We start from the raw sequence: 22,098 nt of genomic DNA, 5'->3' as shown, positions 1-22,098 counted from the left end.
ACCGGCCGGTCGTGCTGCTCGTTCAGGAGGTCACCAGAGCTGCTGGACGATGTCCGCAGCCTGCTCCTCCCACTGGGCGTACGCGTACGGGAAGGCCGAGTACTGGACGGTCTGCGCCGCGGTGGTCAGCGGCAGGTCCTCCCAGCCGTGCACGTTCTTCAGTGCCTCGAAGAACGCCCGCGACGAGTACTCGGGGTCGGTGATCTCCTCCGGCGTGCCCCAACCCGACGACGGGCGCTGCTGGAACAGCCCCTGCGAGTCGTGGTCGTTGTACGCGCCGAGGTGCCCCAGGTTGTAGAGCTTCGACTCCTGCAGCGAGGTGGCGACGCCGATCACCGCGCCGCGCTCCCCCACGCCGGTCTTCTTGGCCGTCTTCACGATGGCCTTGGCGTTGGCGAGCTGTTCGTCGTCCAGCGGGATGCGGGACTGCGCGCCCTCCACGCCATGCGGGATGAGCTTGTCCTTGCCCGGCTTGCCGCTCGGGACCTTGCCGGTCGCGCTGCCGGTGGTCAGGCCCGACTCGACCGTGGCGCCCTGCCGGCTCTTGCCGGTGGCGAGGTCGATGGCGGCCACGGCCCCGGCGTGCGGTCCGCTGGTGACGGGGGCGGCCACAGCGGCGGGTCCGAACGCCAGGCCACCGAGACAGGCGACGCTGGCGACCTTCAGTGCGGTGGTGCGGTTCTTCGCGATGGCGGGGAGCCATCGAGTGAAGTCGGCCTTCACGATGGTTGCCCTTTCGTCGTGTCGACGCGCTCGCTCACTGAGCGCCCCTCGGGGGAACTACCTGGCCCGCCGGGGTTTGCCTGCCGGCGGTACGGGGGACACAACCAGGTTCACCTGTCGGGCATTCCGGAAATGCCGGGGCCCGCGGGGGCTGCGGCGCGGGTCACTCCGAGGATCGGACGGCCCGCGCCGAACGGGACGCCAGGCGCGGGGCAGGATGGCGCGCGCGTCGAACCGGACGTCAGGCGCGGGGTGCGCCGAACCAGACGAGGACGTGCCAGAGCTGCTTGAGGTGCTGGAGGGTGTCGGCCGTCGGCCCCCGGTCCGCCCAGCGCTGCGGCTCGCGGACCACCGAGGCCGCCGCCCGGCCGATCAGCGCGGCGTCCACCGGCGCCCCCGGCGTACCGAACTCGGCGTGCACCCGGGCGGCCAGCACCGGGATGGCCGGTCCGCGGAAGTCCGGGTCGACGTCCTCGACCGGCAGCGCGAAGCCGGTGTGGAAGAGCAGCTCGATGCGGCACCGGTGGGCGATCCGGGTCAGTACGCGCCCGGTGTCCGTGTCCCGGAACGAGGGGTCGACGACGATGGCCTCGACGTCCCGGGCCAGTTCGATGCCGCCGTGGACCTGCGCCTCGACGTAGTCGTCCAGGGCGCGCCCGGCGGACCCGGGCGCCCACGCCTGCCGCTCCCGCCGGCGCAGCAGCGTCGCGACGAGGCGCGCGGTGTCCATGCCGGCGACGCCCAGGCTGACACCGGTGCCGGCGGTCGCCTCCAGCAGGGCGGCCAGCACCGGCTCGGCGACATCGACCGTGCCGAAGTCCTTCGGCCCGAGGTGGCTGTCGCCGAAGCAGAACGTGGTCCGGGCCAGCACCTCGGGGCGCAGCCGCAGGTGACAGGAGCCGAAGCGGGGGCAGGCGCCGTCGGGGTGGTCGAGCAGGTTCAACCCGCCGTAGACCGGTCGCTCGGCGGGGCGTACGCCCGGAGCCTGGTACGCACCGCCGAACATCGCCTCCTCCCAGCGGTCGCGGTCCCCGCCCGGGTACGCGGTGAGCCCGCCGTTGGAGATGCCGGTGACGAACTGGCTGCGGTAGCTCCCCTCCTCGGCGAGCGCCTCGGCCACGGTGCGACCACCGGCGATCAGCCGGTCGGGATGGAAGTTGACGGTCAGCCCTCCCCCGGCGGTGATCGCGGCGATCAGCTGCTCGGGGTGGTGGCCGGCGCCGGACCCGGCGAGGTGCCGCGCGATGGTGGCCAGCGCGGTCGAGCGGTCCCGCAGCGCGACGGCGCGGACGTGGCGCAGCGCGGCGGACTGCGCCGAGGTCAGGGCGACGGGGCGGGTGGCGGCCGGCATGGTCAGCAGTATCGGCGGCGACCCGCGACCCGTCGACCGGCTTCGGGGCGGCGTCAGCGCTCGCGATCGGTGTCGAAGCCGTCGAGGGTGGCGCGCTGGTCGAGGTCCCGCAGCTCCTGGAAGAGGGTGAGCTGCAACCCGGCCGGCGCGTCGATTCGCGAGTTGAGCGAGTGCCAGGGCGTCACGGTGGGCGGGGCGATCTCGGTCGCGCCGGCGGCCACCAGCCGGACGGTGGCGGCCGACGCGTCGTCCACCTCGAACGCCACCCGGATCTTCGGCGCCACCTGCCGGCCCACCTCGACCTCGTCGATCATGCGCTTCTGGGCCGGGTTGGCGATCTCGAGGGTGGCCCGGCCGGCGTCGAGGATCACCACGCGGGCGTCGCCGGCACCGGAGAACGCGGCCTGCTCCGGCAGGCCCAGGGCGTCGCGGAAGAAGGCGACCGCGGCCTCGTAGTCCTCGGCCTCCACCACCAGGCGCAGCTGTCGTACGGACGGCGGTCGGTCGTCGGTGCTCACCCGGTCGATCCTAGAACCGCGGCTTCGGTTGGCGGCAGGGGCGACCGCAATCCGTGGACGGTCCACCTCGGACGGACCGGGAGGTTCGGTGGCAGCGTCCACGGGGGGCGGACCGATGGGCCACCGGGCGTCCGTGGGCGTTGGGTGGGGCCGGGGCGCGGGCTAGAGTGGGGGCGCGCGGCGACCGGAAGGCGATGAGGGTGACTGCAAGCGCGGTGGTCGACCAGCTGCACCTGGGTGACCACGTCTGCTGGGTGGACGACGACGAGACCGGCAGCCTGCACGCCGCCGGCCGCTTCGTCGCCAGCGGTCTCCGCCTCGGTCACAAGGTCGTCTGGTTCACCGACGGGGTCTCACCGGCCGCCGTCCGGGCCCACCTCGACGGTGCGGGCGTGCCCACGGAGGCCGCGCTGGCCGGCGGCCAGCTGCGGATCGCGCCGGCGGTGGAGGGCTACGCCGCCGAGGGTCCGTTCACCCCGGACGAGATGATCGGCAACCTCACCACCGAGATCCTCCGGGCCCGTCGCGAGGACCGGGCGGGGGTACGCGTCGTCGGCGACATGGGCTGGGCGATCCGCCAGGGCGTCTCCGTCGCCGACCTGGTCCGGTACGAGGCCGAGGTCAACCGGCTCTTCCTCGACGGCGAGGCCGCCGCGATGTGCCTGTACGACCGGCGGCTCTTCCCCGCCGAGTACCTGCTGCCGACCACCGCCGCCCACCCCGCCACCGTGGGACGCAACGCCGGCCGGGCCTGGGCGCCGATGCTGCGGGCGTACCGGACGCGGGAACCGCACGGCCTGCGCCTCGTGGGCGAGGTCGATCAGAGCAACCGGGGGGCCTTCGCCGCCATGCTCGAGCACCTCACCGGTCCGGGCACCAACCAGCGGACGGCGGTGCTCGACGTCTCCGAGCTGCGCTTCGCCGACGTCGGCGCCGCGAGCGCGCTGGCCCGCGTCCGCCGCAACGCCCCCTCGGAGGTACGCCTGGTCGGCTGCCGCCCGGCGTTGACGCGGCTGCTCGACCTCGTCGACGGCACCGACCCGGGGCCACCGGCGTGACGGCCGCGGTGGCGACCGGGCCGATACCGGGGGCACTGCACCACGAGGGAGCGTTCTACCGGGACGCCCCGGACTTGCTGGCGCTGACGGTGCCGTTCGTCCGGGACGGTCTGACCCGCGGAGAACCGGTGCTGGTGGCCGCCCCGGAGGACCGGCTGGCGCTGATCCGGGCCGCCGTCGGCGCGGACGACGACCGGGTCCGCTACGTCGACCTGACCGTGCAGGGGCGGAACCCGGGGCGGATCATCCCGTGGGTGTTGCAGGCCTTCGTCGACCGGCACCCCGACCGTCGCGTGCGGATCGTCGGCGAGCCGGTGTGAGCGGAGCGTACCGAGCTGGAACAGCCGGCCTGCGCGCAGCACGACGCCTTGATCAACGTGGTGTTCGCCGAGCGGGACGTCGCGATCCTCTGCCCGTACGACGTGTCCCGGCTCGCCCCCGCGGTGCTCGCGGACGCTCACCGCACCCACCCGGTGCTGGTCGACGGGGCCGGCCGGCGGCCCAGCCCCACCTTCGCACCGGAGCAGGTCGTCGCCGGGCACAACAAGCCGTTGCCGGTCCCGGCCGAACCGGTCGCCGTGCTGCGCTACGACCTCGACACGCTGGCCGACGTGCGCCGCTTCGTCGCCGGGCACGCGCAGGCCGCCGACCTGCACCCGGACCGGGCGGCCGACCTGCAGATCGCGGTGACCGAGCTGGCCACCAACAGCATCGCCCACGCCGGTGGCGGCGGTGCGCTCCAGGTGTGGCGCACCGGTGAACACCTGGTGTGCGAGATCCACGACGGCGGCTGGCTGACCGATCCGCTCGCCGGCCGGCTGGCGCCCCGGCCCGACGGCATCGGCGGGCGTGGCCTGGTCATCGTGCAGGCCCTCTGCGATCTGGTGCTGGTGCACACGGCCCCGGCCGGCACCAGCGTACGGCTGCACCTGCGCCTGGTGGGCGCGTGAGCGGGGCGTACGAGCTGCGGCCGGTCGGGCGGGTGGAGTCCCCGCTGACCGAGGCGGATCTCGCGCCGAAGCAGGGGGACGAGGGCGCGCCGGAGGCGTGGCTGGTCTTCTCCCCCACCCTCGGCGCGGGCCTGCGCGACCTGCGGCCGGGCGCGGAGGTGCTGGTGCTGACCTGGCTGGACCGGGCCCGGCGGGACGTCCTCACGGTGCATCCGCGGGGCGACCGCAGCCGGCCGGAGACCGGGGTGTTCAACACCCGCTCCCCGCACCGGCCCAACCCGATCGGGCTGCACCGGGTGCGGGTGCTGGCGGTCGACGGCCTGCGGGTCCGGGTCGCCGACCTGGAGGCCCTGGACGGCACGCCGGTGCTGGACGTCAAACCGGTGCTGGCGGGGCCCGGGGAACGCTGAGCCGACCCCCGGCGTCGGTCAGTGCCCCCGGGCCAGCCAGTCCGGAAGGTGCGGGGCCTCCGCGCCGATGGTGGTGTCGTCGCCGTGCCCGCTGTGCACCACGGTCTCCGGCGGCAGGGTGAGCAACCGGTCGCGGATCGACGCGACGATGGTGCCGAAGTCGCTGTACGAGCGGCCGGTGGCGCCCGGGCCGCCGGCGAACAGGGTGTCGCCGGTGAAGACCACGCCGAGGTCGGGCGTGGAAGCTGCACGCCCCGGGACTGTGGCCGGGAGTGTGCAGGACCCGCAGGGTGGTGCCGGCGACGTCGATGACCTGCCCGTCGGCGAGTGTGCCGTCGGGCGGCAGGTCGGGGTGGACCAGGTCCCACAGCACCCGGTCGGCGGGGTGCAGCAGCACCGGCGCTCCGGTGGCCTTCGCGAGCTCGGGAGCGACCCGTACGTGGTCGTCGTGGGCGTGGGTGGCCAGGACGGCGACGACCCGGCGACCGGCGACCGCGCGCCGGATGGCGTCCACGTCGTGCGGGGCGTCGATCACCACGCACTCGGTGTCGTCACCGACCACCCAGACGTTGTTGTCCACGTCGAAGGTCTGGCCGTCGAGGGAGAAGGTGCCGGAGGTGACGGCGTGGTCGACGCGGGCGGTCACGGGAACACCACCACCGAGCGCAGCACGTCGCCGTGGTGCATCCGGCGGAACGCCTCCTCGACCTGGTCCAGGGCGATCTCCTCGGTGACGAAGGCGTCCAGGTCGAGGCGGCCCTGCAGGTAGAGCTCGGTGAGCAGGGGGAAGTCCCGGCTGGGCAGGCAGTCGCCGTACCAGCTGGACTTGAGGGCGCCGCCCCGGCCGAAGACGTCCAGCAGGGGCAGCTCGACGGTCATCTCCGGGGTGGGCACCCCGACCAGCACCACTGTGCCGGCCAGGTCGCGGGCGTAGAACGCCTGCTTCCAGGTCTCGGGGCGGCCGACCGCGTCGATCACCACGTCGGCGCCGAACCCGCCGGTGGCGGCGCGGATCGCCTCGACCGGGTCGTCCGCGGAGGCGTTGACGGTGTGGGTGGCGCCGAACCGGCGCGCCCACTCGAGCTTGCGGGCGTCGGTGTCCACCGCGATGATCGTGGTCGCGCCGGCGAGGGCCGCGCCGGCCACCGCGGCGTCACCGACCCCGCCACAACCGATCACGGCGACCGAGTCGCCCCGGGTGACCTGGCCGGTGTTCATCGCCGCGCCGAGCCCGGCCATCACTCCGCAGCCGAGCAGCCCGACGGCGGCCGGCCGGGCGGCGGGGTCGACCTTGGTGCACTGCCCGGCGTGGACCAGCGTCTTCTCGGCGAAGGCGCCGATGCCCAGCGCCGGGGCGAGTTCGGTGCCGTCGGTGAGGGTCATCTTCTGGGCGGCGTTGTGGGTGTTGAAGCAGTACCAGGGCCGCCCACGCCGGCAGGCCCGGCACACGCCGCAGACCGCCCGCCAGTTGAGCACCACGAAGTCGCCCGGCGCGACGCCGGTGACCCCCTCCCCCACCTGCTCGACCACGCCGGCCGCCTCGTGGCCGAGCAGGAACGGGTACTCGTCGTTGATCCCACCCTCCCGGTAGTGCAGGTCGGTGTGGCAGACCCCGCAGGAGCGCACCTTCACCACCGCCTCGCCGGGCCCCGGGTCGGGCACCACGATGGTGGTGACCTCGACCGGCGCGCCGTTGCGCCGCGACACGACTCCCCGGACTTCCTGGCTCACGGTGTCCTCCCGGCTGCGCGCACGATCATGCCTCCCGCGAACCTACCGCCGCCCCACCTCGGGGACACAGCCCCGCGCGGCGGGTTATCGCGGCCGATGCGGGGTAGGCGGGGGCACGAATCTCCGCGGGACGGGAGTGCACATGAAGCTCACGCATGCGCCGTTGCGGCTCATCATCGGCGCGTTCTTCCTCAATTCGGGGCTCAGCAAGCGGACGCTGGAGGGTGAGGCCGCCGAACAGCTGCACGGCATGGCCGCCGGGGCGGTCCCCCAGCTACGGCAGATCGACGCGGCCCGCTTCGCCCGGCTGCTGTCCACCAGCGAGATCGCGCTGGGCGCGGCCCTGCTCACCCCGTTCGTGCCGTCCCTGCTGGGCGGGCTGGGGCTGACCGCGTTCGGGGCCGGGCTGGTGCAGCTCTACGTGCGTACGCCCGGCCTGCGTGAGCCGGGCAGCCTCAGACCCACCCAGGCGGGCATCGGCCTCGCCAAGGACTCGTGGCTGGTCGGCGTCGGGCTCACCCTCGTCCTGGACTCGCTCACCCACCGCCGGTTGGTCCGCTGACCGCCGCGCGCGGTCAGCGGCCGGCCACGCTCCCGACGGGTACGACCTCGGCGGCCCGTTCGGCGGCGTACCGGCGGCGGGCGGCGTTGCGGTAGCGCAGTACCTGGACCGCGCCGAGCGCCCAGAGCAGGTACTGCACGGCGAAGGCCCAGCGGTAGGCGTCCAGCGTCGGGGGCGCCGGTCCGGCCGGGCCGGCCAGGTCCAGGACGACGCCGACCGCGAGGATCAGCACGATCGAGGCGACGAACCCGCCGACGTTGACGATGCCGGTGGCGCTGCCGATCCGGTGCACCGGGTTGAAGGTGCGCGCGTAGTCGAACCCGATCACCGAACCGGGGCCGTTCACCGCCAGGACCAGCACCAGGACCACCAGCAGCCAGTGCGGCGCGCGACCCGGCCAGGCCAACACCACGGCCCAGACCGCGGCGGTCGCGGCGGTGATGGCGAAGACCACGACCGAGCGGCGGAACGGGTGCCGCGCGCACAGGTGCGCGACGACCGGGCCGCTGAGCAGCGTCGCCACGGTCATCAGGGTGAGCAGCCCGGCCGCCGCGGTGGGTGACAGGCCCTGCCCCTGCACCAGGAACGGGTAGCCCCAGAGCAGGGCGAAGACCGCCCCGGAGAACTGGGTGACGAAGTGGGTCCACAGGCCCAGCCGGGTGCCCGGCTGCGCCCAGGCGGCGGCGAGCTGCCGGCGTACGGCGGCGAGGTCGGGGGCGAGGGCGCCGGCGTGTTCGCGCTGCGGGGTGTCCCGGACGCCGGCGGCCACCATCAGCAGCACCGTCGCGCCGAGCGCGGCGGCGGTGAGGAAGGCCGGGGTCCAGCCGGCGTGGTGCAGCAGCGCCACCAGCGGCACCGCGCCGAGGATCGCCCCGAGCTGGCCGAGGGTGCCGGTGAGCTGCACCATCAGCGGGTTGCGCCGGCCGGGGAACCAGAACGCGACGATCCGCAGCACGCTGATGAAGGTCATCGCGTCGCCGAGGCCGACCAGCACCCGGGCGGCCACGGCCAGGCGTACGTCGGTGGCGAAGGCGAAGCAGAGCTGCCCGGCGACCATCAGCGCGCCACCGACGAGCAGCAGCCGGCGGGAGCCGTAGCGGTCGAGCAGCACCCCGACCGGCACCTGCATGGCCGCGTACACGGCCAGCTGTGCCACCGAGAAGGTGGCCAGGGCGGCGGCGTTGATGTCGAACCGGTGCGCGGCGTCGACCCCGGTCACCCCGAGTGAGCTGCGGTGGAACACGGCCGCCACGTACGCGCAGAGCGCGACCGCCCAGACCAGCGCGGCGGACCGGCGCGGGATGGCCGGGGCGGCGCTCACCGCAGGGACCGGAAGACGGTGGCGGCGCTGTCGATGTGCGCGCCGACGGCGTCGAGCCAGGCGTGCGGGTCGTCGCCGTCGAGGGCGGCGAGCTGGCCGGCGTGCTCGGTGAGCGCCACCCGGGCCCAGCCGGGCGAGAGCCGGAAGCTGGCCTCCCCCATCCGCAGCTGGCGGTCGCGCAGCCGGTGGTACAGCTCGGCGAGGATCTCGTTGCCGGCCGCCTCGACCACGCTGGCGTGGAAGGCCCGGTCGGCCTCCATCAGCGCGCGCAGGTCACCGGCGGCGTGGGCCGCGCGCATCCGGTCGAGCCGGTCGGCGAGCACCGGCCGCAGGGCGTGCCGCTGCGGCCAGACCCGCTCGGCGGCGTGCAGCTCGACCAGCCGCCGGGCCTCGACGACGTCGGTGATCTCGCGGGCGGAGACCGGCCGGACCAGCGCGCCGCGCTTGGGATAGAGCGCCACCAGGCCCTCGGCCTCGAGCCGGAGCAGCGCCTCGCGGACCGGGGTGCGGGACACCCCGGCCGCCTCGGCGATCTCGCCCTCGCTGATCAGCGACCCGCCCGGATGGACCTGCTCCAGGATGGCCCGCTTGAGGTGGCGGTAAGCCCGTTCCGCGGCCGACGGCACGGCGGCGCGCGCCGGCGCGCTGGGATGCGTCATGTATCTATGATGCGTCCCTGCTCGGTGGGGTCGCTGTGGCGGGAGGGTCGTTGGTGGGACGCGCCACACCCCGCCGGGCCGGCCGGATCAGGCGGTGCCGCCACCGGCCCGGTCGAACGCGATCAGGCCGTCGTCGCCGAGGCGGAACCGGGTCTGGTACGGCGCGCCGAGGCGGTCGGCCAGCTCGGCGAGCCAGCGGGCCTCGTCGGGCGACGCCGGCTCCAACCGCATCCGGCGGACCCGCACCGGCACCAGGCGCAGCCCGGCCAGGCCGTCCGCGTCGAACGTGGGCAGGTACAGCGTCCGCAGTTCCGGACGGAACGACTCCTGCCCACCGATCCCCTCGTAGTCGTCGATCAGGTCACCGCAGCCGTACAGGATCAGCCCACCCCGGTACGCCTCGATCGGTCGCGGGTGGTGCGAGGAGTGGCCGTGCACCAGGTGCGCCCCGGCCGCCACCAGCCGGCGGGCGAAGCTCACCTGCTCCGCCGGCACCTGGTAACCCCAGTTCGATCCCCAGTGCACGGAGACCACCACCAGGTCACCCGGCCCGGCCTCGCCGGCCACCCGCTCGGCGAGCGCGTCGGCGGACGCCTCGGTCGTCTCCGGCAGGTACGCCACCCCCGGTCGCCCCTCGGCCGCCGCCCACTGTGGCGGGACCCCGGCGGACGGGGCGCCCACCGACCAGAGCAGCAGCAGGCGGCCGCCCCCCAGGTCGATCCGGGCCGGCCGCCAGGCCTCCGCCGCGTCCCGGCCCGCGCCCGCCGGCGTGATGCCGACCCGGCACAGCCCGTCGAGGGTGTCGGTGAGCCCGTCCGGGCCGAAGTCGAGCACGTGGTTGTTGGCCAGTGCGCAGATGTCCAGCCGGGCGGCGCTGAGACAGGCCAGGTTGTCCGGGTGCATCCGGTAGTGGATCTCCTTGCCGGCGGCGAACTCGCCGCGGCCGGTCACCGAGGTCTCCAGGTTGACGATCCGCACGTCCGGTCGCAGCTCGTCGAGCAGCCGCAACGCCTCCCCCCACGGCCAGTCCGACGGGACCGGGCGCGGGATGGGCCCGGACGCCCGCTCGGCCAGCTCCACGTACCCGCGGGCGTCGCCCATCATCGGCTCCCGCAGCTCGGGCGGTCCCGGTCGGGGCAGGATCTGGTCGACGCCGCGACCCGTCATCACGTCGCCGCTGAGAAACAGGGTCACCTGGTCGCCGGGCATGACGCCAGCTTCCCCGTACCGGCGGCGTCGTACCCCGACCATGGTGGGAATTGCACCCACGATTGCGTGAGTCACCCGGATCGGGGGTACCAGGGCCGCCATGACGGCGGACGTGACGGTGGTGGTGGCCACCCGGAACCGGCGCGAGCAGCTGCTCGACGTGCTGCGCCGGCACTCCGGGCCGGTGATCGTGGTGGACAACAACTCCGACGACGGCACCCCGGAGGCGGTCGCGGCGGCCTTCCCCGAGGTACGGGTGGTGCCGCTCGGCGCCAACCTGGGCGCCGGCGCCGCCCGCAACGCCGGGGTGGCGCTGGCCCGTACCCCGTTCGTCGCCTTCGCCGACGACGACTCCTACTGGGCGCCGGGGGCGCTGGAGCGGGCGGTGGAGATCCTGCGGGCGCACCCGCGTACCGGGCTGCTGACCGCCCAGGTGCGGGTCGGCGCGCAGCGTCGGCTCGACCCGGTCTCCGCCGAGATGGCGCGGGCGCCGCTGGGCACCCCGGCGGGCGCGCCGGGTCCGGCGGTGCTGGGCTTCCTGGCCTGCGCGGTGGTGCTGCGCCGCGCCGCGTTCACCCAGGTCGGCGGGTTCGCCGACCGGCTGGGGACGTACGGCGAGGAGGCGCTGCTGGCGATGGACCTGGCCGCCGCCGGCTGGCACCTGGCGTACGTGGACGAACTGGTCGTCCACCACCTGCCGCTGCCGGCCGGTCGGGACCGGCGGGCCCGGCACCGGCAGGAGGCGCGCAACCGGGTGCTGACCGCGGCGCTGCGCCGGCCGCCAGGGGTGGTCGCCGGGGTGGTCCGCCAGACCTGGCGGGACCCGGAGCGCCGGGCCGGCCTGCTCGACGCGGCACGACAGATCGGCTGGGTGCTGCGGGAGCGCCGGCGGTTGCCGGCCGCCGTCGAGGCGGACCTGGCGGTCCTGGAAGGCGCCGCCGGACCGCGGGTGCCCGCCCAGGGCACACCGGTGCCGCGCGCAGTGCCGGCGTCGGCCGGCACGGAGGTGGGGTAGCTCCCGCTCGGGCCGGCGCCGGTCGCGGTCAGCCGGCCTCGGTCACCGCCTGCCGCTGCGGGTGGCGGTCCGGGCCGCCGGGACGGAACCGGAGATGCCGGGCTGGGCGGCCTCGTCGGCGAGGTCGCCGGCCTCGGCCGCGGCCCAGAAGTCGACCAGCAGCCGGTGGAACTCCTCGGCCCGCTCGATCTGCGGCATGTGCCCGCAGTCTTCGAACAGGTGGGTCCGGGCCCGGGGCAGCCGGGCCCGCGCGGCGTCGAGGTGCCCGGCGGGGAGGATGAGATCCCGGTCGCCCCAGACGATCAGGGTCGGCACGTCGAGCCGGGAGACCTCGGTCAGCAGCTCCTCGCGCCACTGCGGGCGGACGCCCCGGACGGTGCCGAGGTCACGGCACGTCTCCAGCATCACCCGGGCGGTGTACGGCTGACGGGCCACCTCCAGGGCGTACGCGATCCGCTCCTCGGTGGCGAACGACGCGTCGTGGAAGAGGGCGCGCTCGACGCGGCGGGCGAAGGACCGGTTGGGGCGCAGCAGCAGCCGGCCGAACGGACGCAGGGCGAGCACCCGCAGTGCGGCGGTGACCTCCTGGCCGAACCCGGCACTGTTGATCAGCACGAGGCTGGCCACCCGGGCCGGCTCGGTCACCGCGAAGCGCATCGCGACGGCCCCGCCGAGCGAGTTGCCGACCAGATGCGCCGGCTGGTCGACGCCGACCACGTCGAGGTAGTCCCCGACGAAGCGGCCCAGCGCCGGCAGGGTGCACGGCTCGGCCATCGGCAGCGACCCGCCGTACCCGGGCAGGTCGACGCTGTGCACCCGGAAGCCGCGGGCGAGCAGCTCGTGCTGCTCGGTGAAGTCGCGCAGGGTGCGCCCGATGCCGTGCAGCAGCACCACCGGCGGGCCGTCGCCGTCGACCCGGTGGCGCACCCGGCGTCCGTTCACCGTGACGTGCCGGGGGCGCGGATCGGTCGTGGCGGTCATGCCCGCTCCCCCGTGGACAGCTCCGGCGTGGTCGCCGTGGGCGTTCGGCCGGCCTGGCGCGCCGGATCGCCGGCGCCCCGGTTGAGCCCGGCCACCAGCACCCGGTGGTACGACGCGGGGGCGACCCGGGCCAGCAGGTCGGGCAGCTTCGCCGACCAGCCGATCAGCACCCGGCCGCGCCGCCGCTCGACGCCGCGGAGGATCACCTCGGCGGCCTTCGCGGGTGGAATGGAGAGCAGTTTCTCGAACTGCCGCAGCCCGGCCTCGTACTCCTCGGGCGCCACGCCGCTGCCGATCCGGGCGTTGCGGGCGATCCGGGTGGCGATGCCGCCGGGGTGCACCGAGGTCACCCCGATGCCGTCGTCGGCCAGCTCGTGGCGCAGCGCCTCGGTGAAGCCGCGCACCGCGAACTTGCTGGCCGAGTAGGCGGCCTGGCCGGCGGGGGCGATCAGTCCGAAGAGGCTGGAGACGTTGACCAGGTGGGCGCCGGGCTCGGCCTTGAGCGCCGGCAGCAGGGCGTGGGTCAGCCGCACCACCGCCCGGAAGTTGATGTCGACCACCCAGTTGAACTCGTCGAGGGTGACCTGGTCGAACCGTCCGCCGAGGGCGACCCCGGCGTTGTTGACCAGCAGCCGGATCCGGGGGTGCCGGGCCCGGATCTCCTCGGCGACCCGGTCGGTGGCGGCCGGGTCGGCCAGGTCGACCAGGTGCGTGTCGACCTGCCGGTCGGGGTGCGCGGCGCGGATCGCCGCCGCCACGGTGTCGAGCCGGTCGGCGTCCCGGTCGAGCAGCACCAGGTCGGTGCCGCGCCGGGCCAGCCCGTGGGCGAGCGCCTCACCGATCCCGCTGGCGGCGCCGGTGACCACGGCGGTTCCGGCGGGGAAGACGAACCTTCGCACGGCGTTCTCCTTCTGCGGTGCGGGTGGTGGAGCCCGGGTCAGGCGACCGGGGCGTCGGCGGTACGGGCGCCGGCGGCGGCCGGCGTGGCGAGGGAGAACCGGATGCCCTCGTCGACCAGCCGCCCGCGCTTCATCAGCAGCACGTCGCGGGCGTAGTTCTGGTGCAGCCGCCAGGGGGCTCGGGCACCCTGCTTCGGCAGCGCGTCGACGCTGCGCAGCACGTACCCGGACTTCAGGTCGATCAGCGGCACCAGCTCGCCGGAGCCCGGCGCGACCGGGGTGACGACCTGCTGACCGGTGGCGTCGAGGTGGCGCAGCAGCCGGCAGACGTAGGTGGCGACCAGGTCGGCCTTCAGGGTCCAGGAGGCGTTGGTGTAGCCGATCGTCATCGCGAAGTTCGGCACGTCGGAGAGCATCATCCCCTTGTACGCGACGGTCTGCGCGAGGTCGACGTCGACGCCGTCCACGGCGAGGGTCATCCCGCCGAGGGCGAGCAGGTTCAGCCCGGTGGCGGTGACGACGATGTCGGCGGGCAGCTCCTCGCCGGAGCCGAGCCGGACGCCGCCCTCGGTGAAGGTGTCCACGGTGTCGGTGACCACGGACGCCCGACCGGCCCGTACCGCGTGGAACAGGTCACCGTCGGGAACCACGCAGAGCCGCTGGTCCCAGGGGTCGTAGCGGGGCGAGAAGTGCCGGTCGACGTCGTAACCGGCCGGCAGGCGCCCCTTGGCGGCCCGCAGCAGCAACGACCTGACCAGCTTGGGAGCGCGCCGGCTGAGTTGGAAGTTGACCGTGCCGAGCAGCACGTTCTTCCAGCGCACCACCGGGTACGCGGTCTTCGCCGGCAGCCAGCGCCGCAGCGCGTCGGCGACCACGTCGCGCGACGGCAGCGAGATGACGTACGTGGGTGAGCGCTGGAGCATGGTGACGTGGGCGGCGCGTTCGGCCATCGCGGGGACCAGGGTCACCGCCGTGGCGCCGCTGCCGATCACCACCACCCGCTTGCCGGTGTGGTCGAGGTCCTCGGGCCAGTGCTGCGGGTGCACCAGCTCCCCGGTGAACCGCTCCGCCCCGGGGAACTCGGGCGTGTAGCCGGCGTCGTAGCGGTAGTAGCCGGAGCAGGCGAAGAGGAAGGCGCAGGTGAGGACGACGTCCTCGCCGGTGTCGTCGCGGTGCGCGTGGACGGTCCACCGGGCGGTGGCGCTGTCCCACTCGGCGCGCAGGACCCGGTGGCGGAAGCGGATGTGCTCGTCGACGCCGTACTCGCGGGCGGTCTCGCGCACGTAGCGGCGGATGGCGTCGCCGTCGGCGATGGCCTTCGGGTCGGTCCACGGCTTGAAGGAGTAGCCGAGGGTGAACATGTCCGAATCGGAGCGGATGCCCGGGTAGCGGAACAGGTCCCAGGTGCCGCCGATCGCGTCGCGGGCCTCGAGCACCGCGTATGTCTTGTCCGGACAGTTGCGCCGCAGATGGCAGGCCGCGCCGACGCCGGACAGGCCGGCTCCGACGATGAGCACGTCGACGTGGTCGGAGGCCATGGCAACTCCCTGGCTGAGGCGGTGGACGGACACTATCCACCACCGTCGACGCCCGTCAACACTCTGTCGAGAACAATCGACACCCTGTCGAGCGCGTGTAACATCGGCGTTCATGACGACCGTCCGTACCTCCACCGGCGCCGCAGCGGGGCGCGGACGGCGGGCCGGCCGGTCCGCGGGCGACGATCGCGAGCTGGCCATCCTGGCCACCGCCGAGCGGCTGCTGGAGCAGCGCGCGTTCGGCGAGATCTCCATCGACGACCTGGCCCGGGGCGCGGGCATCTCCCGGCCGACGTTCTACTTCTACTTCCCCTCCAAGGACGCGGTGCTGCTGACCCTGCTGGACCGGGTCACCGAGGAGGCCGACACCGCCGCCGGGGACGTGCTGGTCCACCTCGCCGAGGACCCCCGGGCCCGGTGGCGGGAGCTGATCAGCCGGTTCCACGCCACCTTCGGCGGCCACCGGGCCGTGGTGCTGGCCTGTGCCGAGGTGCGCGGCACCAACGCCGAGGTGCGCCGGCTCTGGGCCCGGGTGCTGGAGCGCTGGGTGCAGGCGGTGGAGGCCGCCATCGAGGCGGAACGCCGCCGCGGCGCCGCCCCACCGGGCCTGCCCGCACGGGACCTGGCGATCGCGCTGAACTCGATGAACGAGCGGGTCTGGTACGCGACCTTCGCCGGCGACGGGCCGGCCGTGGCCGAGCGGGACGTGGTGGACGTGCTGCTCGACGTCTGGCTGACGGGCATCTACCGCACCACCGATCCGCGCTGAGGGCGGGGCGGCCCTGCCGCCACGCCCCCCGACCCCTCAGCCGGCCCGGGTGAAGTCCATGATCCAGTTGGTCTCCCAGGTCGTCCCGTCGTCGATGGAAAATGCCTGTTCCCACCGGCAGGAGGTGGCGGTGATCCCGGACCAGACGAACCGGCACCGGATCGGGCGACCCTCGTCGCTGTCGTCGGCGTAGAAGGTGCCCACCTGATCGGTGAACCCTCCGACGACCGGGGGCAGTTCCAGCTGGCCGCGCTGGCTGTGCATCCAGTAGATCGACCACTGCGCGGAGACCGGGTCGAAGATCCGCACGGTGGCACCGGAGAAGCCCCTGGTCGGGCAGGTCATCTCGTCGAAGCTGCCCGCGCCGGCGAAGAACCGGTGGGCGAGCATGGTGCCGGGGAACTCGTCCCAGTCGTCGCTGCCGACGTGCCGCCGGGTGAGGCGACGGTTGGCGACGTCCCACCGGCCGGCCAGGAAGTCGAAGTCCCCGCTCACCGGCCCACCGGTCCTTCCGCCCGGCTGTCGGTCAGGTACCCGGCCAGGTCCGGCAGGTCCGGGGCCAGCACGTGGCGCACCCAGGCGGCCCGCTCGTGCTCGAGCACGCCGAGTTCCCAGACGCAGCCGACCCCGGGCCGGTCCAGCGGCACGAAGTGCGCCGGGTCGTCGTCCGGGCAGCGCAGCGCCGGCTGCCCGGCCACCGCGATCCGGCACTCCACCACGTTGTCCCAGAACCAGGTGTACGCCAGCAGGTAGGCGCCGGTGTCCGCGCCCCGGTGCAGCACCACCCAACCCGCCGGCGGGGTGCCGCCGTCGGGCGGAGGCAGCAGGCGGGGCAGAAAGGCGTACGCGCCGCGCTCCACCTCCGGCGTGAGGCGCGGCTCCGGCTGGTCGATGTGGTAGCGCTTGAGCTGCCGCCCGGCGACCGTGACCGGTCCCGGCGTCCGCAGCTCCTTGTCTCGGAAAACCATGCCGGGACGGTAGACCCGATCTGCTGACAACTACTGTCAGCGGAATGCGCGCCAGTCGCCTGCTCTCGGTCCTGCTCCTGCTCCAGACGCACGGCCGGATGACCGCCGCGGCACTCGCCGAACGGTTGGAGGTCTCCACCCGCACCATCTACCGGGACGTCGAGTCGCTGCACGCCGCCGGCATTCCGCTCTACGGCGAGGCCGGGCACGCCGGCGGTTACCGACTGCTCGACGGCTACCGCACCCGGCTGACCGGGCTGACCACCGAGGAGGCCGAGCGGCTCTTCCTCGCCGGGCTGCCCGGCCCGGCCGCCGAACTCGGCTACGGCGCCGTGGTCGCCGCGCTGCAACTGAAGCTGGACGCCGCGCTGCCGGCGGCGCTGCGGGACCGGGCCGAGGCGCTCCGCCAGCGATTCCACCTGGACACCCCGAGCTGGTACTCCGACGGCGACGCCTCGCCGTACCTGGCGTCCACGGCGGACGCGGTTTGGCGGCAGCACCGGCTGCGCGTGCGCTATCGCAGCTGGCGCGGCGAGCGGACGACGGTGCTGGCGCCGTACGGGCTGGTGCTCAAGGGCGGTCGGTGGTACGTGGTCGCCGACGGGGGAAACGGTCCAGCCAGCTACCGGGTCAACCAGATCCTCGACCTGACCGCCCTGCCGGAGACCTTCGAGCGGCCGGCCGGCTTCGACCTGCCGACCTGGTGGCGGACCCACGTCATGGAGTTCCGTGCCCGCCTGCACCGCGACGAGGCGTTGATCCGGCTCTCCCCCGCCGGCCGGGAGCGACTCCGGGACATCGGCAGTGCGGTGGTGGTCGCGAGGGCCGAGGCGGGCGCGGGCGCCCCCGACGCCGACGGATGGGTCACCACCGTGGTGCCGATCGAGTCGCTGACCCACGCCCACGGCGACCTGCTGCGGCTCGGCGCCCAGGTGGAGGTCCTCGCCCCGACCGAGCTGCGCGACCTGCTGGCGGAGACGGCGGCCGGGCTCGCCGCCCTCTACCGGACCGCGACCGCCCCGTCATCGGGGCCCTGCTCGCCGGAAGTGGCCTCGACGCCGGGCCAGCGACCACGTCCCTGAGGTCACGCGGGACCCGGACGGCCGCGGAGCACCCCCCCGATGGCGGCGACGCCCTCGTCGATCTCGCTCGCGGTGTTCGCCGCGTAGCCGAGGACCAGTCCGGGCGGATGCGGGCGCTGCGCGTGCCAGGACAGCGGCTGGGTCTTCACCCCCCGGCGCAGCGTGGCGGCGGCGAGTTCCGCGTCGGGCAGGTCGCCGGCGAAGGTGACGGTCAGGTGCAGCCCGGCCGCCGCCCCGTGCCGGCGCTGCTGGACACCCTGACCGCGGAGCTGGCCGCCGGCTGCCAGGTCGAGACACCGGGTGCGGTGCTGACGGGGGCCGCGCCGGCCGTCGACGTACCCGGCTGAGGTTCCCCGTCGCACCGGGGCCGCCCGCTCCCCACGGCGACATCGGTCAGCGGAGCGCCGCGGGGAGCGGACCGCGGCCCGGACCGGGACGGCGCGCCACCGGACGGCGGAGCCGGGCGCGGCGCCGGGCCCGGGTCAGGCCGTCTCGCCGGGCGCGAGGTAGCGGTAGCCGTCGCCGAGCGTCTCGGCGAACCAGCCGTTCACGCTGGCCATGCCCCGCTCGTTGACCTGAGCGTCGTGGATCGGGTGGGTGCGCGCCGCACCGACCGCACGGGCGAACCCGATCGCCTCGGTCAGCTTCAGCCAGGACGCCTGGGCCGGCACCAGCAGCGTCCGCACCGGCTGCCCGGGCAGGTGCAGGGCGTCACCCGGGTGGTAGACCTCGTCGTCCACGACGTACCCGAGGTTGGCGCAGTCGGGCTGGCCGTCGTGGATGGTGGCGTGCCGGCCACCCACCGCGGTGACCGCGAAGCCGGCGGCGGTGAACCGCTGCCCGGCCCGTACCCGCTGGACCGGCAGCGTGGGCAGGGCGGGCAGCTCGGCGCCCTCGGGCACGAAGACCGGTACGCCGAGGCCGGCCAGCGGCAGCACGTCGATGTGGTCGGTGTGTTCGTGGGTGACCAGGACCGCGTCCGCGCCCACGAGAGCAGCGGGCTCGCTCCAGGTGCCGGGGTCGACGACGAGCACGCGACCGTCGCGTTCCAGCCGCACGCAGGCGTGGGTGTACTTCGTGATCAGCATCGGACGCACGCTACCGCGGCCCTCCTCGACGTCGCTGTCCGTGCCGCCAGCAGCACAGATTGATGTATTGACATCAAAAGGCAACCGGTCAGTAACATCTGTCACACATCGGAGTACCGAGACCCCCGTCGACCGACGTCCGACCACCAGTTGGGCGTCGGTCCGCGCACACCCCCCTTCCCGCGCGGGCATCCGAGAGAGACAGACGACCATGAGGACGTACATCAGCAGGTGGCTGTTCGCGGTCGGCGTGGCGGTCGCCACCGTCGCCGTCGCACCCACCCCCGCACAGGCCGCCGCCTACACCGCGTCGAGCAATCCGATCCTGTTCGTGCACGGCTGGAACAGCAGTGCCAGCACCTGGAACACCATGATCAGCCGGTTCCAGGCCGACGGCTGGCCGTCGAGCCGGCTGCGCGCCTTCTCCTACAACACCAGCCAGTCCAACGCCACCACCGCGCAGCAGGTCGGCCAGGAGGTCGACAAGCTGCTCGCCAGCACCGGCGCGACGAAGGTGGACATCGTCACCCACTCGATGGGCGGGCTCTCCTCCCGCTACTACCTGAAGAACCTCGACGGCGGGGGCAAGGTGGACCGCTGGGTCTCCCTCGGCGGCCCCAACCACGGCACCAGCTCCGCCAACGCCTGCTACAGCACCGCCTGCCTGGAGATGCGGATCGGCTCGACGTTCCTGGCCAACCTCAACTCGGCCGACGAGACCCCCGGCGTCCCGACGTACGGCACCTGGCGGTCGAACTGCGACGGCGTGATCAACCCCGTGGACAGCACGGTGCTCTCCGGGGCGAGCAACACGCTGGCGGGCTGCGTGGCCCACACCAGCCTGCAGAGCGACGCCACCATCTACGGCCAGGTGCGCGACTTCGTCAACCGATGACGCCGGTGGGGCCGGCGGTGCGCGGAGACCCCTCCGCAAGCCGGCGGCCCCTCGGGGTCAGCCTCGGGTCGGCCCGCCGTCGTCGTCCATGATCTCGTGGAACTCGGCCGGCGTGATCTCCCCCTCGCGCGACCGCCGGGCGTTGGCGGCGAACGTGCCGATCGCCGCGCCCCGCGCGGACTCCGGCGTCGCCGGAGCTTCGTCGGGCTCGCCGTGCAAGCGGCGCAGCGCGTCGGCCAGCCGGGCGTCGGCGGCCGGCCCGGTGCCCCAGTCGCGGGCCAGCTCGATGGTGCGGCCGAGGGTGTCGGCACCGGGCCGCTCGGCGGCGAGAACGGCCCGCATCATGCGGTGGAACGTGACGGCCAGGGCGTCCGCATCATCGGCGATCATGCGAGCAACGTAGCGTCCCGGTGCGACAGTTCCGGCCGCCGGACAGCCGTGGCGGGGGCATGATCGGGGGCATGGACCGAGGGCACCGCGCCGTCCCGCACACCGCCGACGTGCGGATCGAGGCGTGGGCGCCGGACCGGGAAGGCTGCCTGGCCGAGGCGGTCGCCGCGCTGGTGCAGACCTTCGTCGACACCACCGGCGCCCACCCGGACGGCGAGACGACGGTCGAGCTGCCGGCCGACCGGGACGAGGACCTGCTGGTGGGGATCCTCGACGAGGTGATCTTCCGGTTGGAGACCGAGGGCACGGTGCCGCTGGCCACCGAGGTGCGGCCGAGCGCCGACGGCCTGCGAGTGCGATGGCACACCGTCGGCACCGACGCGGTGGAGCTGGTCGGCGCGGTGCCGAAGGCGGTCTCGCTGCACGAGCTGCGGTTCGCCGGCACCGACTCCGGCTGGCAGTGCGCGGTGACCGTGGACGTCTGACCGGCTCAGCCCTTCACCACGCCGATCGGCACCAGCCGGGCCACCTTCCGGCACAGGCCGGCCCCCTCGGCCGCCGCCACCACGGCGGTGACGTCCTTGTAGGCGGCCGGCATCTCCTCGGCCAGCCCGCGCCGGCTGGCGCCCCGCACCGCGATGTCCTGCGCCTCCAGCTCCCGGCGCGGGTCGTGCCCGCGGACCGCCTTGGTGGCCTGCTTGCGGCTCTGCATCCGGCCAGCGCCGTGGCAGGTTGACGCCCAAGCCGGCGAGCCGGCCACGCCGGTGAGCACGTACGAGCCGGTGCCCATCGAGCCGGGGATGAGGACCGGCTGCCCGGCCGGGCGCAGGTCGTCGGGCAGCTCGGGGTGTCCCGGCGGGAGGGCCCGGGTGGCGCCCTTGCGGTGCACGCAGAGCGGGCGGGGCTTCCCGTCCACCTCGTGCGTCTCGATCTTGGCGAGGTTGTGCGAGATGTCGTACACCAGGTCGAGGTCGCAGCCGGTGACCCGGGCGAAGACCTGCCGGGCGGCGTGGGCGAGCAGCTGCCGGTTGGCCCGGGCGTAGTTGGCCGCGGCGGCCATCGCCCCCAGGTAGGCCCGGCCCTCGTGGGACGAGACCGGCGCGCAGGCCAGCTGCCGGTCGGGCACGTGGATGCCGTGCCCGGGCATCACCTTCTCCATCTCCCGGACGTAGTCCGTGCAGATCTGGTGGCCCAGCCCGCGCGAGCCGGAGTGGATCATGACGCAGACCTGGCCGGCGCGCAGCCCGAAGGCCCCCGCCACGGCCTCGTCGTAGACCTCCTCCACCGCCTGCACCTCGAGGAAGTGGTTGCCGGAGCCGAGGCTGCCCACCTGGCGGGCGCCGCGCTCCACCGCCCGCTCGCTCACCTGGGCCGGGTTCGCGTCGCCCACCGCGCCGTAGTCCTCGCAGCGGTCCAGGTCCCGTTGGACGCCGAAGCCGCGCTCGACGGCGTACCGGGAGCCGCCGCGGAGCACGGCGTCGAGCTCGGCCCGGTCGGTCAGGTGCCACACGGCGCCCTTGCCCATGCCGCGCGGGGTGGACTCGCTCAGGCCGTCCATCACGGCCTCCAGCCGCGGGCGCAGCGCGGCCCGGTCCAGGTCGGCGGTGAGCAGCCGTACCCCGCAGGAGATGTCGAAGCCGACCCCTCCGGGCGAGACCACTCCCCCGTCCTCGACGGCGGTGGCGGCGACCCCGCCGATCGGGAAGCCGTAGCCCCAGTGCACGTCCGGCATGGCGTAAGAGGCGCCGACGATGCCGGGCAGGGTGGCCACGTTCGCCACCTGCTCCAGCGACTTGTCCGCCCCGGCGTCCGGGAGCAGAGCCCGGGACGCGAACACCACTCCCGGCACCCGCATCGGATCGTGCCGGTCGATGCGGAACCGGTACGGCGACTCCTCGACCAGGTCCATTCCGCCCGGCTACCCCGGCCCGGACCGGCTACACCCCTCCGGTTCCCCCTCGCCCGATCCGGGTAGTGCTGG

23 protein-coding genes and 4 pseudogenes are annotated in these 22,098 nt (G+C 74.4%); 9 read left to right on the top strand and 18 right to left on the bottom strand.

Annotation, left to right across the window (positions count from 1 at the left end; all coding sequences use genetic code 11):
* Positions 1-30: 30 nt before the first annotated feature.
* From GA0074696_RS32740 to GA0074696_RS17600, 4 genes and pseudogenes are all read right to left on the bottom strand, one after another.
* Positions 31-462, bottom strand: a pseudogene (locus GA0074696_RS32740) (hypothetical protein); the annotation flags it as partial.
* 81 nt (positions 463-543) lie between these two features.
* Positions 544-723 (bottom strand): annotated as a pseudogene (locus GA0074696_RS32735) (hypothetical protein); the annotation flags it as partial.
* A gap of 241 nt (positions 724-964) precedes the next feature.
* Positions 965-2,074 carry a DUF3626 domain-containing protein gene (locus tag GA0074696_RS17605; protein WP_088962107.1) on the bottom strand — a complete coding sequence of 370 codons (1,110 nt, stop codon included), beginning with the start codon at positions 2,072-2,074 and terminating at the stop codon, positions 965-967.
* Between the two features lie 53 nt (positions 2,075-2,127).
* The gene (locus tag GA0074696_RS17600) at positions 2,128-2,592 is read right to left on the bottom strand and encodes a VOC family protein (protein WP_088962106.1); all 465 of its coding nucleotides are present in this window, start codon (positions 2,590-2,592) and stop codon (positions 2,128-2,130) included.
* Positions 2,593-2,792: 200 nt separating this feature from the next.
* On the opposite strand from GA0074696_RS17600, the gene GA0074696_RS17595 reads away from it, so the two are divergent.
* The 3 genes and pseudogenes from GA0074696_RS17595 to tsaA all read left to right on the top strand — a co-directional run bounded on the left by GA0074696_RS17595 (position 2,793) and on the right by tsaA (position 5,010).
* Positions 2,793-3,650, top strand: a complete 858-nt coding sequence (locus GA0074696_RS17595; RefSeq protein ID WP_172894315.1) for an MEDS domain-containing protein — start codon at positions 2,793-2,795, stop codon at positions 3,648-3,650.
* Positions 3,647-4,600, top strand: a pseudogene (locus GA0074696_RS32285) (anti-sigma factor RsbA family regulatory protein). The gene GA0074696_RS17595 and the pseudogene GA0074696_RS32285 overlap by 4 nt, the downstream one beginning before the upstream one ends.
* Positions 4,597-5,010: a tRNA (N6-threonylcarbamoyladenosine(37)-N6)-methyltransferase TrmO gene (tsaA, locus tag GA0074696_RS17585; RefSeq protein ID WP_088962104.1), complete on the top strand. Its 414-nt coding sequence runs from the start codon at positions 4,597-4,599 to the stop codon at positions 5,008-5,010. Before GA0074696_RS32285 ends, tsaA begins: the two are co-directional and overlap by 4 nt.
* An 18-nt stretch (positions 5,011-5,028) precedes the next feature.
* Here tsaA and GA0074696_RS17580 read toward each other — a convergent pair.
* Both GA0074696_RS17580 and GA0074696_RS17575 read right to left on the bottom strand, forming a co-directional pair.
* Positions 5,029-5,656, bottom strand: a pseudogene (locus tag GA0074696_RS17580) (MBL fold metallo-hydrolase).
* Positions 5,653-6,741: an S-(hydroxymethyl)mycothiol dehydrogenase gene (locus GA0074696_RS17575; protein WP_088962103.1), complete on the bottom strand. Its 1,089-nt coding sequence runs from the start codon at positions 6,739-6,741 to the stop codon at positions 5,653-5,655. Before GA0074696_RS17575 ends, GA0074696_RS17580 begins: the two are co-directional and overlap by 4 nt.
* Before the next feature lie 142 nt (positions 6,742-6,883).
* On the opposite strand from GA0074696_RS17575, the gene GA0074696_RS17570 reads away from it, so the two are divergent.
* Entirely contained in the window at positions 6,884-7,303 is a 420-nt protein-coding gene (locus GA0074696_RS17570) for a hypothetical protein (protein WP_088962102.1), read from the top strand.
* Between the two features lie 13 nt (positions 7,304-7,316).
* Here GA0074696_RS17570 and GA0074696_RS17565 read toward each other — a convergent pair whose 3' ends face one another.
* The 3 genes from GA0074696_RS17565 to GA0074696_RS17555 all read right to left on the bottom strand — a co-directional run bounded on the left by GA0074696_RS17565 (position 7,317) and on the right by GA0074696_RS17555 (position 10,492).
* Entirely contained in the window at positions 7,317-8,624 is a 1,308-nt protein-coding gene (locus GA0074696_RS17565) for an MFS transporter (protein WP_197700738.1), read from the bottom strand.
* A complete protein-coding gene (locus GA0074696_RS17560; RefSeq protein WP_088962101.1) occupies positions 8,621-9,283 on the bottom strand; it encodes a GntR family transcriptional regulator in 663 nt (220 codons plus the stop codon). Before GA0074696_RS17560 ends, GA0074696_RS17565 begins: the two co-directional genes overlap by 4 nt.
* Positions 9,284-9,370: 87 nt before the next feature.
* On the bottom strand, positions 9,371-10,492 hold the full coding sequence (locus tag GA0074696_RS17555; protein WP_088964643.1) for a CapA family protein: 1,122 nt from the start codon (positions 10,490-10,492) through the stop codon (positions 9,371-9,373).
* 100 nt (positions 10,493-10,592) lie between these two features.
* On the opposite strand from GA0074696_RS17555, the gene GA0074696_RS17550 reads away from it, so the two are divergent.
* Positions 10,593-11,507, top strand: a complete 915-nt coding sequence (locus GA0074696_RS17550) for a glycosyltransferase family 2 protein (protein WP_088962100.1) — start codon at positions 10,593-10,595, stop codon at positions 11,505-11,507.
* Between the two features lie 42 nt (positions 11,508-11,549).
* On the opposite strand, the gene GA0074696_RS17545 is transcribed toward GA0074696_RS17550, so the two are convergent.
* Genes GA0074696_RS17545 through GA0074696_RS17535 form a run of 3 tightly spaced genes read right to left on the bottom strand, consistent with a single transcriptional unit; the run spans position 11,550 to position 14,925 of the window.
* Positions 11,550-12,488 (bottom strand): alpha/beta fold hydrolase, encoded by a 939-nt coding sequence (locus GA0074696_RS17545; RefSeq protein WP_088962099.1) that lies wholly within the window; start codon positions 12,486-12,488, stop codon positions 11,550-11,552.
* Entirely contained in the window at positions 12,485-13,387 is a 903-nt protein-coding gene (locus GA0074696_RS17540) for an SDR family NAD(P)-dependent oxidoreductase (protein WP_088962098.1), read from the bottom strand. The genes GA0074696_RS17545 and GA0074696_RS17540 overlap by 4 nt, the downstream gene beginning before the upstream one ends.
* Positions 13,388-13,425: 38 nt before the next feature.
* On the bottom strand, positions 13,426-14,925 hold the full coding sequence (locus tag GA0074696_RS17535) for a flavin-containing monooxygenase (protein ID WP_088962097.1): 1,500 nt from the start codon (positions 14,923-14,925) through the stop codon (positions 13,426-13,428).
* A gap of 112 nt (positions 14,926-15,037) precedes the next feature.
* Here GA0074696_RS17535 and GA0074696_RS17530 point away from each other — a divergent pair, with 112 nt between their 5' ends.
* Positions 15,038-15,694, top strand: coding sequence for a TetR/AcrR family transcriptional regulator (locus GA0074696_RS17530; RefSeq protein ID WP_088962096.1), 657 nt, complete (start codon positions 15,038-15,040; stop codon positions 15,692-15,694).
* 36 nt (positions 15,695-15,730) lie between these two features.
* Here GA0074696_RS17530 and GA0074696_RS17525 read toward each other — a convergent pair whose 3' ends face one another.
* Both GA0074696_RS17525 and GA0074696_RS17520 read right to left on the bottom strand, forming a co-directional pair.
* Positions 15,731-16,189, bottom strand: a complete 459-nt coding sequence (locus GA0074696_RS17525) for a hypothetical protein (protein WP_088962095.1) — start codon at positions 16,187-16,189, stop codon at positions 15,731-15,733.
* Positions 16,186-16,662: a hypothetical protein gene (locus GA0074696_RS17520; RefSeq protein ID WP_088962094.1), complete on the bottom strand. Its 477-nt coding sequence runs from the start codon at positions 16,660-16,662 to the stop codon at positions 16,186-16,188. The genes GA0074696_RS17525 and GA0074696_RS17520 overlap by 4 nt, the downstream gene beginning before the upstream one ends.
* A 44-nt stretch (positions 16,663-16,706) precedes the next feature.
* Here GA0074696_RS17520 and GA0074696_RS17515 point away from each other — a divergent pair, with 44 nt between their 5' ends.
* The gene (locus tag GA0074696_RS17515) at positions 16,707-17,744 is read left to right on the top strand and encodes a helix-turn-helix transcriptional regulator (protein ID WP_088962093.1); all 1,038 of its coding nucleotides are present in this window, start codon (positions 16,707-16,709) and stop codon (positions 17,742-17,744) included.
* A gap of 2 nt (positions 17,745-17,746) precedes the next feature.
* On the opposite strand, the gene GA0074696_RS17510 is transcribed toward GA0074696_RS17515, so the two are convergent.
* Together GA0074696_RS17510 and GA0074696_RS17505 are read right to left on the bottom strand one after the other, a co-directional pair.
* Positions 17,747-18,106: a hypothetical protein gene (locus tag GA0074696_RS17510; RefSeq protein ID WP_197700736.1), complete on the bottom strand. Its 360-nt coding sequence runs from the start codon at positions 18,104-18,106 to the stop codon at positions 17,747-17,749.
* 120 nt (positions 18,107-18,226) lie between these two features.
* Positions 18,227-18,832, bottom strand: a complete 606-nt coding sequence (locus GA0074696_RS17505) for an MBL fold metallo-hydrolase (RefSeq protein WP_088962092.1) — start codon at positions 18,830-18,832, stop codon at positions 18,227-18,229.
* A 211-nt stretch (positions 18,833-19,043) separates the two neighbouring features.
* On the opposite strand from GA0074696_RS17505, the gene GA0074696_RS17500 reads away from it, so the two are divergent.
* Complete coding sequence (locus tag GA0074696_RS17500) at positions 19,044-19,727, top strand: esterase/lipase family protein (protein ID WP_088962091.1); 684 nt, start codon at positions 19,044-19,046, stop codon at positions 19,725-19,727.
* A gap of 57 nt (positions 19,728-19,784) precedes the next feature.
* Here GA0074696_RS17500 and GA0074696_RS17495 read toward each other — a convergent pair whose 3' ends face one another.
* Entirely contained in the window at positions 19,785-20,117 is a 333-nt protein-coding gene (locus tag GA0074696_RS17495) for a hypothetical protein (protein ID WP_088962090.1), read from the bottom strand.
* Positions 20,118-20,176: 59 nt separating this feature from the next.
* On the opposite strand from GA0074696_RS17495, the gene GA0074696_RS17490 reads away from it, so the two are divergent.
* Positions 20,177-20,602, top strand: coding sequence for an archease (locus GA0074696_RS17490; RefSeq protein WP_088962089.1), 426 nt, complete (start codon positions 20,177-20,179; stop codon positions 20,600-20,602).
* 5 nt (positions 20,603-20,607) lie between these two features.
* Here GA0074696_RS17490 and GA0074696_RS17485 read toward each other — a convergent pair whose 3' ends face one another.
* Positions 20,608-22,026 carry an RtcB family protein gene (locus GA0074696_RS17485; protein WP_088962088.1) on the bottom strand — a complete coding sequence of 473 codons (1,419 nt, stop codon included), beginning with the start codon at positions 22,024-22,026 and terminating at the stop codon, positions 20,608-20,610.
* Positions 22,027-22,098 lie beyond the last annotated feature (72 nt).

Source organism: Micromonospora purpureochromogenes (assembly GCF_900091515.1).
In the GTDB taxonomy this organism is placed as follows: Bacteria; Actinomycetota; Actinomycetes; order Mycobacteriales; family Micromonosporaceae; genus Micromonospora; species Micromonospora purpureochromogenes.
The sequence above is the reverse complement of the archived record's forward strand: the minus strand, read 5'-3'. Positions and strand labels throughout refer to the sequence as shown.

Bases quoted from the DNA above. Each gene is read 5' to 3' on its own strand.
- GA0074696_RS17605 (WP_088962107.1), bottom strand. From the start codon at position 2,074: ATGCCGGCCGCCACCCGCCCCGTCGCCCTGACCTCGGCGCAGTCCGCC.
- GA0074696_RS17570 (WP_088962102.1), top strand. From the start codon at position 6,884: ATGAAGCTCACGCATGCGCCGTTGCGGCTCATCATCGGCGCGTTCTTC.
- GA0074696_RS17560 (WP_088962101.1), bottom strand. From the start codon at position 9,283: ATGACGCATCCCAGCGCGCCGGCGCGCGCCGCCGTGCCGTCGGCCGCG.
- GA0074696_RS17555 (WP_088964643.1), bottom strand. From the start codon at position 10,492: ATGCCCGGCGACCAGGTGACCCTGTTTCTCAGCGGCGACGTGATGACG.
- GA0074696_RS17550 (WP_088962100.1), top strand. From the start codon at position 10,593: ATGACGGCGGACGTGACGGTGGTGGTGGCCACCCGGAACCGGCGCGAG.
- GA0074696_RS17545 (WP_088962099.1), bottom strand. From the start codon at position 12,488: ATGACCGCCACGACCGATCCGCGCCCCCGGCACGTCACGGTGAACGGA.
- GA0074696_RS17535 (WP_088962097.1), bottom strand. From the start codon at position 14,925: ATGGCCTCCGACCACGTCGACGTGCTCATCGTCGGAGCCGGCCTGTCC.
- GA0074696_RS17530 (WP_088962096.1), top strand. From the start codon at position 15,038: ATGACGACCGTCCGTACCTCCACCGGCGCCGCAGCGGGGCGCGGACGG.
- GA0074696_RS17520 (WP_088962094.1), bottom strand. From the start codon at position 16,662: ATGGTTTTCCGAGACAAGGAGCTGCGGACGCCGGGACCGGTCACGGTC.
- GA0074696_RS17515 (WP_088962093.1), top strand. From the start codon at position 16,707: ATGCGCGCCAGTCGCCTGCTCTCGGTCCTGCTCCTGCTCCAGACGCAC.
- GA0074696_RS17505 (WP_088962092.1), bottom strand. From the start codon at position 18,832: ATGCTGATCACGAAGTACACCCACGCCTGCGTGCGGCTGGAACGCGAC.
- GA0074696_RS17500 (WP_088962091.1), top strand. From the start codon at position 19,044: ATGAGGACGTACATCAGCAGGTGGCTGTTCGCGGTCGGCGTGGCGGTC.
- GA0074696_RS17495 (WP_088962090.1), bottom strand. From the start codon at position 20,117: ATGATCGCCGATGATGCGGACGCCCTGGCCGTCACGTTCCACCGCATG.
- GA0074696_RS17490 (WP_088962089.1), top strand. From the start codon at position 20,177: ATGATCGGGGGCATGGACCGAGGGCACCGCGCCGTCCCGCACACCGCC.
- GA0074696_RS17485 (WP_088962088.1), bottom strand. From the start codon at position 22,026: ATGGACCTGGTCGAGGAGTCGCCGTACCGGTTCCGCATCGACCGGCAC.